The sequence below is a fragment of the Chitinophaga filiformis genome (genome assembly GCF_900102545.1).
Taxonomy (GTDB): Bacteria; Bacteroidota; Bacteroidia; order Chitinophagales; family Chitinophagaceae; genus Chitinophaga; species Chitinophaga filiformis.
The window spans coordinates 374,105-387,143 of the sequence record NZ_FNBN01000001.1; the positions used below are offsets into that span (position 1 = coordinate 374,105).

11 protein-coding genes are annotated in these 13,039 nt (G+C 44.7%); 6 read left to right on the plus strand and 5 right to left on the minus strand.

Features of this window, described 5'->3' with window-relative positions; genetic code table 11:
* Positions 1 to 120: 120 nt before the first annotated feature.
* On the minus strand, positions 121 to 1,365 hold the full coding sequence (locus tag BLR32_RS01620; protein ID WP_089828491.1) for an MFS transporter: 1,245 nt from the start codon (positions 1,363 to 1,365) through the stop codon (positions 121 to 123).
* A gap of 124 nt (positions 1,366 to 1,489) precedes the next feature.
* Between BLR32_RS01620 and BLR32_RS01625 the strand changes: the two genes are divergently transcribed.
* From BLR32_RS01625 to BLR32_RS01640, 4 genes are all read left to right on the plus strand, one after another.
* Positions 1,490 to 1,924, plus strand: a complete 435-nt coding sequence (locus tag BLR32_RS01625) for a MarR family winged helix-turn-helix transcriptional regulator (RefSeq protein WP_089828492.1) — start codon at positions 1,490 to 1,492, stop codon at positions 1,922 to 1,924.
* Positions 1,925 to 1,934: 10 nt separating this feature from the next.
* Positions 1,935 to 2,408, plus strand: coding sequence for an OsmC family protein (locus tag BLR32_RS01630; RefSeq protein WP_089828493.1), 474 nt, complete (start codon positions 1,935 to 1,937; stop codon positions 2,406 to 2,408).
* A gap of 248 nt (positions 2,409 to 2,656) precedes the next feature.
* Positions 2,657 to 3,289, plus strand: a complete 633-nt coding sequence (locus BLR32_RS01635) for a YiiX family permuted papain-like enzyme (RefSeq protein ID WP_089828494.1) — start codon at positions 2,657 to 2,659, stop codon at positions 3,287 to 3,289.
* Positions 3,290 to 3,400: 111 nt separating this feature from the next.
* Positions 3,401 to 4,498, plus strand: a complete 1,098-nt coding sequence (locus BLR32_RS01640; RefSeq protein WP_176842126.1) for a tetratricopeptide repeat protein — start codon at positions 3,401 to 3,403, stop codon at positions 4,496 to 4,498.
* Positions 4,499 to 4,535: 37 nt separating this feature from the next.
* Here the strand turns inward: BLR32_RS01640 and BLR32_RS01645 are convergent, their stop codons facing one another.
* Positions 4,536 to 4,904, minus strand: coding sequence for a hypothetical protein (locus BLR32_RS01645; RefSeq protein ID WP_089828496.1), 369 nt, complete (start codon positions 4,902 to 4,904; stop codon positions 4,536 to 4,538).
* 279 nt (positions 4,905 to 5,183) lie between these two features.
* Positions 5,184 to 6,110 carry an endonuclease/exonuclease/phosphatase family protein gene (locus BLR32_RS01650; protein ID WP_218124136.1) on the minus strand — a complete coding sequence of 309 codons (927 nt, stop codon included), beginning with the start codon at positions 6,108 to 6,110 and terminating at the stop codon, positions 5,184 to 5,186.
* 270 nt (positions 6,111 to 6,380) lie between these two features.
* On the opposite strand from BLR32_RS01650, the gene BLR32_RS01655 reads away from it, so the two are divergent.
* The gene (locus BLR32_RS01655; protein WP_089828498.1) at positions 6,381 to 6,908 is read left to right on the plus strand and encodes a DinB family protein; all 528 of its coding nucleotides are present in this window, start codon (positions 6,381 to 6,383) and stop codon (positions 6,906 to 6,908) included.
* A gap of 153 nt (positions 6,909 to 7,061) precedes the next feature.
* A complete protein-coding gene (gene dinB, locus BLR32_RS01660) occupies positions 7,062 to 8,186 on the plus strand; it encodes a DNA polymerase IV (RefSeq protein ID WP_089828499.1) in 1,125 nt (374 codons plus the stop codon).
* Between the two features lie 91 nt (positions 8,187 to 8,277).
* Here dinB and BLR32_RS01665 read toward each other — a convergent pair whose 3' ends face one another.
* Positions 8,278 to 9,912 (minus strand): RagB/SusD family nutrient uptake outer membrane protein, encoded by a 1,635-nt coding sequence (locus BLR32_RS01665; RefSeq protein WP_089828500.1) that lies wholly within the window; start codon positions 9,910 to 9,912, stop codon positions 8,278 to 8,280.
* An 18-nt stretch (positions 9,913 to 9,930) separates the two neighbouring features.
* Complete coding sequence (locus BLR32_RS01670; RefSeq protein WP_245705331.1) at positions 9,931 to 12,903, minus strand: SusC/RagA family TonB-linked outer membrane protein; 2,973 nt, start codon at positions 12,901 to 12,903, stop codon at positions 9,931 to 9,933.
* Positions 12,904 to 13,039: the final 136 nt, after the last annotated feature.

The window sequence follows — 13,039 nt, forward strand, 5'->3', positions numbered from 1 at the left end:
GCCTCGGGACCCGGATCCGAAACGGCCTCACTTCTATCAATGCAAGCGACAGGAAATCTGCTGCGATGCACTGGTAGAGGTGAGGCCGTATGTATGTAGCTTTGTCAGTATTCGCGTTTATCAGCGCAAATGTCTTATACGCATCACATGGAGCCATCTTAACCAATGGGTGATGCCTCTCTGATGCAACATGAATATCAGCACAATTACTATCCCCAGCATTCCTTCTACGAATACTACGACACCCACACCAAAGAAGTGCGCCAGGTATCCTATCAGCAAACTACCGATTGGCAGCATTCCCTGGTAAGACATGATATAGTAACTCAGTGTTCTCGCCCTCATTTCCGAAGAAGCATGTGTTTGCAGGTAAGTATTGATGGCAGAGTTCTGGATCATCAGTCCCGCACCTGTAGCAGCTGTAGCTACCAGCGCCAGGAACATGGAGGAAGAAACTGCCAGTCCGAGCAAGGCCACGGCAAATATGGTACTGGACAGAATAGTCAGGCGTATCAGGTCATGAGCAGGCTTTAAGGTAGCCATAAATACCGCTCCGAATAATGCACCCAATCCGGCTGCACTCTCAAACCAACTGAAAGTGGTGGCGTCGCCATGGAATACATCCTTCGCAAAAACAGGTAATAAGGTAGTATAAGGGATCACCAGCAGGCTGGACGCCGCCAGCAATAAGATAAGGGAAGACAGGTCAGGAGATTCCCTCAGATATTCATAGCCTTTGCGCAGGTCGCCCCAGATATTCACTTCTGAGCGGGATGCGGGGATCAGCTTCAGCTTCATCATCAGCAAACAGCAGATCACTGCTATAAAGCTCAGGAAGTTGATCAGGAAACAGACATCTTCCCCTAAAGAGCTAAGTATAATACCCGCCAGGGCAGGTCCTACCAGCCTGGCCGCATTAAAGGCAGAAGAGTTCAGGGCAATGGCGTTGGGCAGGTCTTCCTTATTATCTACCAGGTCAACCATCAGCGCCTGACGGGCCGTGGTATCGAAGGAGTTGATCAGTCCCTGCATGAGGCTTAATGCGGAGATCCAGGCTATACTGTAATAGTTCAGCCAGACCATGGCTGCCAGGGCGCCCGCCTGCAGCATCAGGGCAATCTGGGTAACCATGACCACCTTGAATTTATTATGCCTATCTATAAAACTGCCGGCAAAAGGCGCCAGCACAAGTGAGGGTATCAGACTAAGGAAAGTGACCAGTCCCAGTAAAAAAGCGGAACCGGTAAGGCGGTATACCAGCCAACTGATGGCGACCCGTTGCATCCAGGTGCCTACCAGTGATATGGCTTGTCCTGTAAAGTGTAGTCTGAAATTGTGGTGTTTAAGTGAACGAAATACTGACATCTTAATAAAGTAAATTAATAAAGCTACTTTACAAAAGTACTACTTTTTAGGCAAAAGAAGAGAGGGAAAGTAGGTATTCGTTATTAAGAAAATGTAAAGTAACTTTGTAAATTGATTTTATTATATGCCTACTAAAACTTATGAAGTAGCAGCGTCCTTACGTAGTACGGTCACCCGCCTGGTAAGGCAGCTGCGCAAACAAAATATCTCGTCCGATTTCTCGAATGCAGAGCTGTTAACGATGGGATTGCTTGACCAGCACGGTAAGCTGCTCCCTTCTGCACTGGCAGAAATGGAACGGATCTCTGCACAGGCCATTTCCCAGATCCTTAACCGGCTGGAGGAAGTAGGCTGTGTGAACCGGGTCATGGACGAAACCGATAAAAGGAAGTCTGTCGTATCCCTGACGGAAAAAGGCATTCAGCACCTGTATGAAAACAGGCGTATCAAAGAAGAATGGCTGGTAAAGGCAATGGAAAAGTTGTTTTCGGCGGAAGAACTGTCGCTGATAGAAGCCTTCCTCCCGCTCCTCCAAAGACTGGCAGAATACAACGGATAAACTTTTATATATGAAAGGTACCCATCACTACGCAATGACCACCCGCTGGACGGGCAATACCGGCAATGGCACGGCCAGTTATCAGGGCTATGAGCGCAGCCACGTGCTACAGGTAGCTGGTAAACCCGAAATTCCCGGATCTTCCGACCCTTCCTTCAGCGGCGACAAAAGCCGGTACAATCCGGAGGAAATGCTGGTAGCATCCCTTTCCTCCTGCCATATGCTCTGGTACCTGCATCTTTGCGCTGCTGCCGGCATCGTGGTAGTAGACTATGTAGACCATGCCACCGGTACTATGACGGAAACCGACGACGGAGGTGGCTATTTCTCAGAAGTTACCCTGCACCCCGAAGTAACTATTACCGATGCCGCCCATACCGATAAAGCCAATGCGCTGCATCATAAGGCCAATGAGCTATGCTTTATTGCCAATTCTGTAAAATTTCCTGTGCATCATCAGCCTATTTGTAAGGTACAGGCATAACCCAGGAGGAATTTGACCTGAAAGGCAGGAGTACTAAGTATTGGAACTCATTCTGCGCTTTCACCTATTAGGTGGAAAAAGCCAATATTTGCGTAAAAAGAGAGAAAAAAGCATAAAAACAGGAGGGAAAAGGCCAAATGAGGCCTTTTCCTCCTACCGCACACGTATTTTAACATTGGCTTAGTAATAAATTTATCTAATTTTATATATGTTATAACGCAGAGCGTGTATACTAAACAGACCATTGTATGAAACGGACGCTTACAGCTTTACTGGTAATTTTCGTTGTTGGATTGGCGATTGTCCTATATGCTTTCAAAGAGGATACCCCCCGGCTACGCTCCGGTGATGTTATTTTCCAGACGTCTATGTCCCGGCAGTGCCAGGCGGTAAGGTTGGCTACTCATTCCATATTCAGCCATTGCGGTATGATCTGGATAAAGGACGATAAACCCTATGTGCTGGAAGCCGTACAACCGGTGAAAATAACGCTGCTGGACGAGTGGATCCGTCATGGAGAGGGAAAGAAATATGTGGTAAGGCGCCTTAAAAATGCGGATAGCATCCTGACACCTGCTGTATTGCAGAAGATGCAGGCGGAAGGAAAGAAAATGCTGGGGAAATCATATGATGGCTACTTCGAATGGTCGGATGACCAGATATACTGTTCTGAGCTGGTATGGAAGATCTATAAAAGGGCGGCAGGCATAGAAGTGGGAAAATTGCAGAGGATTAAGGACTTTGACCTGAGCAGCGAGCCGGTAAAACAGATTATCCGGGAACGTTATGGCGATAAGCTCCCTGAAAATGAAATTGTTATCTCGCCGCAAAGCATTTACGAGAGCAGTTTATTTGTAACCGTTAGGTCAAAATATGACTAAAAATAGTATTATCTTCAGTAACTTTGCAGTACAGGTCTGGTTTAACCAGTGAGAACAAAGTTCGATTTTTTATATCCGCGGCGTAGTTCCGTTTATTCCAATCCTATGAATATGAAAAGAATTTCTACATCCCTATTGCTATCCGCAGCTCTCTCCCTCTCGGCTGCCGGACAAAACTACAAACAGGATTTTGAGAAATTGTGCGTGAGTGGCGATACTGCCAAACAGCGTACCCTTTTAGTGAAATGGGAGAAAGCCAAGCCCAATGATGCTGAGCTGTACATCGCTTACTTTAATTACTATGTAACAAAAAGTAAAACAGAGGTGGTGACAGTCAATCATACGGCCAATGGTTCCAATGCGTTAAAAGCTGGCAAGAACGGTGACCCTGCCGGTTATACCAGCGAAATAGGTTATAAAAAGGAACCACTGAACAAAGGTTTCAAATATATCAACACCGGTATCTCCAAGTTTCCCAACAGGCTGGATATGCGTTTTGGCAAGATCTATATGCTGGGTGAGAACTACAATTATACTTACCTGACAAAAGAATTGGTAAGCGCTATTAACTATGGTCATACCATTGATAATAAGTGGAAATGGAGTGACAACAAACCGCTGGACAAGCCAGAGCAGTTCATGCTGAATGCAGTACAGGAATACGTGGCGCAAATCTATAATGTGGGTAAGAGCCAGGCAGACAACATGAAACTGATCTCCGAAACAGTATTAAAATATTATCCCAAACATGTGGAAAGCCTCTCCGACCTTGGTCTGGCTTATACGCTGAAGGAAGACCTTGACAATGCCCTGAAGACCTTACTGAAGGCGAATGCGATCGCTCCTAAAGATTTCATCGTATTGAACAACATCGCGAATATCTATGCAAAGAAAGGAGATGATGCAAACGCGATCAAGTACTATGAGCAGGCGCAGAAATATGGCGATCAGGAAGCGAAAGACCTGGCCACCAATGAGATCAAGCGGATAAACGCCAAGAAGCCGGTGCCAAAAGCGACTATGCCGAAACCTGCTACCGCGAAGGCATCTACAGAAAAAGCAAGTACTGCCAAACCGTCTGCTGCGAAAACAACCGCAAAGGCGAAAACAACAGCTGATAAATCGACAACATCGAAATCAACAACGTCCAAGGCAACTGCTGCTAAAAGCACTGGTAAGACAACAAGTAAAAAGCCTTCCAAGAACTAGGCTCAGAAGGCTTTTACCGGCAAAAAGAAGATTGCATTTATTTAATAGACTGCAGCAAACTACAGAACTCCAGTTTCTCGTCTGAAGTCAAAAATGAATTGGCAATCGTTTCATTAATTAAGTCGCTGGTCAGGGAAAACTCATCGTAAAGGTCATTCTGTTCTACTCCGTACTTTTTGGCCGTTGAGAAGCGTACTGCTACCAGGATTTCTTTTGAAGGAACTTTCTTTTCCACCAGTAAAGGTCTGATAGAATACAGCATTTCATTGTTCGCAATCTCTATCTTTTTCTGATAATCAGATTTACCATGCCTCGCGAAGTATTGCCTGGTAATCAGGTAAACGATCAGAGAAAGTAGTACACCGAAGATTGCGGTAAAAACAGTGTTTTCAGGTAAGTGCATCATAAATGGTTATGAGAGCTTAAAATGTGTATAATACATTATCAACATACACAATATATGTGATGCCCATTTTAGTAAGGCACTGATTTATTGTGCGTTCCAACAAGGTTCTATTCCCCTATCAGGCCAACTAGCTGCTAATCAGTATACATTATAAAATATACTCACAGAAACAAAACTGAGTAATACCACTCCATCCTGACAGAAAAGTCATGGGTATTTAAAACAAATGCTCCTGACGAAAACCCATCAGGAGCATTTGACTTTATTAAACTGCCAGCCCTATTTCAGGGAAACGACGATCATCACCGGGAAGTGGTCAGAAGGCACGCGTGCCACATATTTATTGAGAGACACTTCTTTCGGAAAATCAGCAGCATTCACCTTTTCTGCATCTTTGCCTGTTACTACAGGACCACGGTAAGTGTCCGTCAGAATACCATACTTCTCCACATTGAACTGTTTGGTCAGGAAGATATGATCAATCCTGCTATCGGTCTTTGAATTAGGATTAAATGCATTGAAAGTGCCATTCTCCGCATAACGGATATCGGTAGTCTCATAGGCGTCTTTCAGCAGTCCGGAGGTATTGATGAGTGTATACGATTCACTACGCTGATCTACGTTGAAGTCGCCTGTCAGGATAGCAGGAATATCACCTGCCATCTTTCTCACTTTATCCATTACCAGTTTGGCGCTTTCCGCACGGGCTTTTACGCCTACATGGTCCATGTGCAGGTTGAAGAGGTAAAAGGTAAAGCCGCTCTTTATGTCCTTGAATTTACCCCAGGTACAGATCCTTGGCAATACAGCATCCCAACCTTTATTAGGCCTGTCAGTCACTTCCGACATCCAGAAATCACCATTTTCCAGCAGTTGAAATTTCTTTGTATTATAAAAGATCGCGGAATACTCTCCTGCCTGTTTACCATCATCACGACCTATTCCTACATAAGCGAATCCCGGAAGACTGTCTTTCAGGTTTTCCAGCTGGTGATGCATGCATTCCTGGGTACCGAAAATGTCAAAGCCATGAAAACGTATCATGGAAGCAATCACCGGCAAGCGTTGCTTCCAGCCATTACCATTAGCGGCATCTTCCTTGTTGTTGTCATTACGCATGTTGTAGGTAGCCACCGTGAACGTCTGTGCCATCGCAGCATAGGAAAACACGGTAAAAACGATTAAAAGGAGCATTCTTCTTTTCATCTGCAATCTTGATTTTTTACAATAATAGCGCTGAACCTCGTCAGCATATACCCGGTGTAAGTATAAGAAAATACAATCTCAGCCGCAATGATTTTTCCATTACCGGTTTGTTATATATCGTTTCTAAGCGGATACAAAGACATTTACGGGGGAGATCTCAGAGGAAGAATACGAGTGAATTAAATATTTCAGGTTCCTGACATTCCTACTGACATAGGGTTGTCACAAGGCGGTGGTTACTTTGTTTCAGAAACAAAAAAACAAGCAATTATGGAACTCATTCAATCTCTCCTTAAAGAAATGGAACAGGAAGCAAACACAACCCGTAAAATGCTTTCTATCATTCCTGAAGATAAGTTCAACTGGCAGCCACATCCCAAAAGCATGTCCATTATCAGGCTGGCCACCCATATTGCAGAGCTGCCTACCTGGGTGAGCATGGTACTGACCACAGAAGAGCTGGACTTTGCCACTGCCCCATACACTCCGAAGGTGATCAACAATGTAAAGGAACTGCTGGCCTATTTCGAAGAATCACTGGCTGATGGCAAAGCTCATCTTGAGAAAGCCAAACTCTCTCAGTTCGACGAAAAATGGACATTAAGGAATGGTAGTGATATTTATGACGTATCACCCAAAGGAGAAGTGATCCGTATGGCATACTGCCAGATCGTACACCACAGAGCGCAATTAGGTGTATTCCTGCGCCTGCTGGATGTCGCAATCCCGGGTAGTTATGGCCCAAGTGCAGATGAAGAGTTTAAAGTAGCGGTGGTGGATACCCCGGCAGCGGTATAACGGAAATCAACAACTATAGGTCAGGAATTGAGAGCAACCGCCATTTGCCTCAATTCCTGATGCACATAGCTCCCTGGTGGAGCTATGTGCTTGTTATTCCTGCCTGTTTTACTTTAATATTTCTTTGGCGATCTTTGTAGCGCTGCGGCCATCATGGAAGGGGAAACACATAGAAAACAACGAAAGATCATCCATATAGATATGGATGCATTTTATGCATCTGTAGAGCAGCGTGACCATCCTGAATACCGGGGCAAGGCAATCGCTGTAGGAGGCTCCCCCGAAGGTCGTGGCGGTGTAGTAGCCACTGCCAGTTATGAAGCCCGGAAGTTTGGTGTTCGTTCCGCTATGCCCTCCAAAAGAGCACTGCAGTTATGCCCGGACATTATTTTTGTACGCCCCCGCTTTGATGTATACAAGGAAGTGTCACGAAGGATACGTGAGATCTTTAGTCGCCATACCGACATTATAGAACCCCTATCTCTTGATGAAGCCTATCTCGATGTAACGGAGGACAAGCAACAGATCGGCTCTGCCATAGAAATAGCAAAACTGATTAAACAAGCCATCAAGGAAGAACTACAGCTCACTGCCTCCGCTGGCGTATCGGTGAATAAATTCGTTGCCAAGATAGCGTCTGACCTCAATAAACCGGACGGCCTTACATTTATCGGCCCTTCTTCCATTGAATCATTCATGGAGAAACTGCCCGTAGAAAAGTTTCATGGCGTTGGCAAGGTTACTGCCGACAAAATGAAAAGAATGGGACTACATACAGGAGCGGATCTGAAGCGGCTGACGGAAAATGACCTCAAACAACATTTTGGCAAGGTAGGCGCCTTTTACTACAGGATAGTAAGGGGAATAGATGAACGGGAAGTACAACCTCACCGGGAAACCAAATCTCTGGGCGCAGAAGACACATTTCCCTTCGATCTTACCAAAACGGAGGAAATGTATGCAGAACTGGAAAAGATCGCTGTAACGGTCTATGAACGGCTAAAACGCTATGGTCTGAAAGGCCGCACCATTACTCTGAAAATAAAATACAGTGATTTCCGTCAGATCACCCGTAACCAGTCGTTCCCTTTCCCCATAGGAGATTTTGATAAAATACTTGAAACAGCGAAACAGCTGTTGTTAGCCACAGAGCCGGAAGATAAGCCGGTAAGGTTGCTGGGTATCTCTCTGTCTAATTTTGGAGAAGTGATCCCGGTGGCGGGGCGTTCGGGAAATACGGCGCAGCTGTCATTGTTTGATGAGGAAGACCTGGCGTAAATCACGAATGCCGCCTCACCCCTAAGAGCAAGACGGCATTCGCTATCGTTTATGGAACCGCATTGAGATCAATGCGTGAGCTTAAGTACTATTAATTTGGATAACCAGGGTTCTGCGCCAGGTTAGTATTGTTGGCACGCTGATTCTGAGGTATCGCGAACAGCGTTCTGAAGCCTTCGGACGCTTTGTGATCCCACCAGGTACCAGTAGTGAATTTATCCCAACGGATTAACTCCTGACGGCGATAACCTTCAAATATGAATTCCCGGCCTAATTCTGCCAGCAATTCATCCATGGTCAGTGTAGTAGTAGTGTATTTATTTGCATCCCATACTTCAGCAGAGAACGCACGCTGACGAACGGTATTCACCAGGTCTACAGCTTCCTGTGTAGCGACGCCATTATTCTTACGCATCAGCGCTTCTGCTTTCGCAAAGTATATCCATGACAAACGGTATACCGCCCAATCAGTACTTCTGTAATGAGGATCTTTGCTTGAGCCTAGTTTGTATTTGTCAAAACGTACACCACTGTTCTCTTCACCCTCAGTCATATTAGAAACTGTGCTACCTACTTTATTTCTACGGATATTATCTACAAATACCAACTGTTGACCATCATACTCGTTACCGGTAGTGATAACAGGTATGGTATCCGCACTGTCATACTCCCATTGCGGGCCTTCCAGGATCCATTCCTTCTTTCGTTTGTCTGCATCATTAAATGTAGTATACACACCAGGAATAACAACAACGCCATCATTTCCATTACGGTCATTCCCATTGATTTTACCCTGCACGAAATGATAGAAATCGCCGGTCCAGGACGGGGTAAAGTCAGAGATCTGGAAATCGTACGCAATAGAGAAAATGTTCTCTTTAGCAATATTGCTGTTATCTGGAGCATAGGTATCAATCAGGTTGGTATCAAGTGCCAGTCCACCATTTACCCCACCGGCTCCACCATTAATCAGATTATCGGCCGCAGCAATACAGTCGTCCCAACGCGCGGTACCTGACCATTTTTCTGCATTCAGGTACAGTTCCACCAGCATTGCATAAGCACCCTCTTTAGATATACGGCCCAATAATGCTTTAGACAAATGAGGCGCTTTATCTATCTGATCCTTAATCTCTTTTTCAACAAATTCAAATACTTCTTTACGTGTAGCACTAGCAGGACTGGTTGGCTCACCTACTTTAGTGATAATAGGAACATTACCCCAAAGGTCCATAATACGGAGATAGTGGAAAGCACGCAATAATCTCAGCTCAGACACGTAACCGTCTTTCTCCGTCTGTGTCAGTCCCATAGCGATTGCATCACGCTTCTCTATATTTTCAATTGCGGTGGTACAAAAGCCAGTTCCCATCCACATTAACCTCCAGCAATCTCTTATTGGACTATCATCAACAGTCCAGGTATGATAGTGTAAGCGGATCCAGTTACCACCATCATAACCATGGCGTCCTTTCTGAGGCCAGGCCAGCTGGTCGGCCGACAGTTCACTCAATCTCCACCATCCATTCTGCCCTGATGGTGTAATCCACGCGTTGGCATGCGTGTATGGTCTCAATACTGCAGATATTACTTCATTCTTATTGTTATAGAATTCATCTGTCGCGATCTGATCATATAAATTTTCCGACAAATCTGTACAGCTGTTTGCTAAAACAGGCAGTAAGGCCAGTGCTGTATATGTAGCTATTTTCCTAAACTGTTTCATTCCTAATCTTTTAATTTTTTAGAAGCCTACATTAAGACCAAACATGAAAGATCTTGTGCTCATGTAAGGAGTACGGTTATCAGTGGTGTTCAAAGCATCAATACCCGGGTTCAGACCTGTGTCTTTGATGAAGTCAGGATCATTACCAGAATATCCCGTGATAGTGGCCAGGTTACCGCCTGTGAAGTAGATTCTCATGTTGCGGATGTACTTATTGCCTTTGAAAGGAACATTGTAGCCTAGTGTTACTTCATCCAGTTTCATATAACCGCCATTCTCAATGTAGTAGCTGGAATACTGATAACCATCTTTCAGTGCAGCATTTTTGGTAAATGCAGAGTGCAATACGTTATTTGGTAGCTGTTTCTTAGTACCATAGAACATCTCCATAGTATTCAGTACCTGATATCCCATGCGGCCACGCATGAACACACGGAGATCCCAGTTTTTATACTTAAAGCTATTGGTCACTGACAGGTAATACTTAGGAATAGCGTTTCCAATCACAGCGAAATCTGTTTCACTGTTCAGCTGGTCAGCAGATGCTTTCGTCCCATCTTTTTTGTAGAACTGCCACAAGCCATCTTGTGTTAAACCAGCGAAACGTTTACCATAAAAGTTACCTAGCTTGCCCCCTTCATAGGTACGAATAGCTTTACCTAATGCACCAAATCCGCCGATCTCAGCATATTCTTTGAAAGTTGCCTTGTACAGGCTGTTGGAAAATTTCTCCAGTTTCGTTGTAGCAGTACTGAAAGCCACATCAGTAGTCCAGCGGAAATCCTTCATATCCACGTTTGTAGAATTGATGGTGATCTCGAAACCATTCGATTTCAGTGTACCCACGTTTGCATAAACGTTATCTGTTACAAAGGGAGGCAACTGAGCTGTAAATGACTCAAGCACGTCTGAAGTCTTACGGGTAAATACATCAACGGAACCTGTTAAACGACCTCTGAAGAAACCATAATCCACACCCACGTTTAACTCAGCTTTCTTTTCCCATTTCAGATCAGGGTTAGGGTTCTTGTTAGGACCATATGTCTGACGCCATACACCATCCGGATTGATATAGTTACCGCCAGTACCCATTGTTACCAGGGAGCTATAGTTATTAATACCAGAGTTACCTGTTACACCATAACCCGCTCTTAATTTCAATTGATCAATGAAGGAGGCTGCGCTCAGGAAAGATTCTTCTTTCAGGTTCCAACCAGCAGAGATAGCCGGGAAGTTACCCCACTTGTTATTGGCTCCAAAACGGGAAGAACCTTCACGACGCAGAATGGCAGACACCATGTATTTTGTACCGAATGCATAGTTCACTCTTCCAAAAAATGCGACAAGCGTATTATCATTCTTATAGCTACCCATACCCGCTTTACCAAGTTTTAACTGGTTGCCGGCATTCAGGTTGTTCTCCTCAAACCTATCATTCACAAAACCGTAGTTATTAGCGTTGAAGCCCTGATACACTTCATAACGGTAGCTATAACCACCAATAGCAGTGATGTTATGTTTGTTGTTAATGCTAATGTTGTATTCAACAGTTGGTTCTAATGCATACTTGTTAGACATCTCATTGTTCTGGGAAGCATAACCTGTCCCCTGATAGCTTTCTTTGGACAACTCTGATGCGAGATCAGCATAAGCGCCGTCCGTCCAGCTATCGCGTTGCAATGAACCAAACAGCGATGCTTTCAGACCTTTGATAAGATCAAGTGTTACCTTTGCATCGCCGGAGGTAGTCTGTTGCTGACGCATGTTGGTTTGTTGATACAAACGAGCCAGTTCATTGGTGCTGGTCGTTTCGAAATACCAGGATCCATCTGCATTATATGGAGAATAGGTAGGCTGGAATGCATAATATCCTGCCAGGTTACCACCATCTGTCAAACGGTTCGCCTTATTAAAGTTTGTAGCTAAGTTGATCTGAGTAGTCAAACGATCATTCAGCCCTTTTGAGTTAATGCTGATACGACCACCATACTGACGGCGCGCATTCTCTTTCAGTATGCCTTCCAGGTTCTGGTAATACATACTCGCACGATAGCTGGAGTTTTCATTACCACCAGACACCGCCAGGTTGTGATACTGGGAAAGATTCGCATGGTTTACCAGCAGATCTACGAAATCAGTTCTGTGTCCTTTATCTTCTGCAATGATTTCACCGCTTGCAATCTTAGCTGCAAATTCGTCTGCGCTTAAGAAATCAGGCCTGCGTTGTACATATTCTTTACGGAAGTAAGTATTATAATCTACACGGGCAGGACCTTTTTTACCACGTTTAGTGGTTACCAGGATTACGCCACCGTTCGCCTGTGTACCATATATAGCAGCAGCGGAACCATCTTTCAGTACGGAGATAGACTCGATATCATCCTGTTGCAACAGATCAAGGTTACCATTTGGAATACCATCGATAACTACTAATGGAGACAGAGATCCTGTTAAGGATGTAACGCCACGTAACTGAATAGCCACACCAGTGTTAGGGTTTGTACCACCCAGACGGGAGATCTGCAGACCAGCTACTTTACCCTGTACCAGGTCGAGTGCATTACGTGCACCACTCTGTCTGAAATCTTCTGAAGTGATGGAAGTAACAGCAGAAGTTACTTCTGATTTTTTCTGTGTACCATAACCCACTACTACGACATCTTTTAATGCGGTAACATCAGCACTTAAACTAACATTTGCTGTTCCGGAAGCCGTGATAGGCAGTTCCTCTTTTTTGTAACCAACAAACGTGAAAACTAACGTGGTAGCACCTTGTGGCACTTCCAGTTTATACGTTCCGTCGGGACCTGTTTGTGTTCCTTTAGTGGAACCTTTGACCTGTACTGTCACACCAGGTAAGGGAGTATTGCCCGGCGTCTCTGTGACTTTACCGGTAATAGTTCGGGATTGGGAAACTGCTACCAGCGACAGCAGTAGCATCCATAGGCTGTGAAGGCATACCCGAGAAAGAAATGAGAATCCTCTCTTCATATATTTAATTTTGGTATTAAGGCAACTGTTATGACAATAAAATCCCATTACACTCCATGCACCTGCAATGGAGGTTTAAATGTTACAGCAATAGAATCCCATTACGCTCCCTGCACCTGCAGCGAGGTTTAAATGT